We start from the raw sequence: 358 nt of genomic DNA, 5'->3' as shown, positions 1-358 counted from the left end.
TTGTCTGGTGACAATGGCAAGGAGGTCACACCTGTTCCCATGCCGAACACAGAAGTTAAGCTCCTTAGCGCCGATGGTAGTCGGACTTACGTTCCGCAAGAGTAGGACGTTGCCAGGCAATTCCATTTTGACCTTAGGGTCGTTTTTTTATGGAAGTTTTAACTAAAACAAAAATTAAATTTCAAAAAGTTATTGACTTTCTAAGTCAAAACCTGTAAAATTAATTCTTGTGTTGAAGAAATGAACATTGAAAACTGAATCGCAATATGTCAACGTTAATTCCGAACACAACGATAATCGTTGGTTCAAAAAACGTGTTAATGATAACACAAATTAGTATTTTATGAGCTAATCAAAC

1 rRNA gene is annotated in these 358 nt (G+C 36.3%); it reads left to right on the top strand.

What is annotated here, in order from left to right:
- Positions 1-3 precede the first annotated feature (3 nt).
- A 5S ribosomal RNA gene (rrf, locus tag SH09_RS13570) occupies positions 4-118 on the top strand.
- Positions 119-358: the final 240 nt, after the last annotated feature.

The organism is Staphylococcus gallinarum (assembly GCF_000875895.1).
GTDB lineage: Bacteria > Bacillota > Bacilli > Staphylococcales > Staphylococcaceae > Staphylococcus > Staphylococcus gallinarum.
This window is presented reverse-complemented; position numbering and strand designations above follow the sequence as displayed.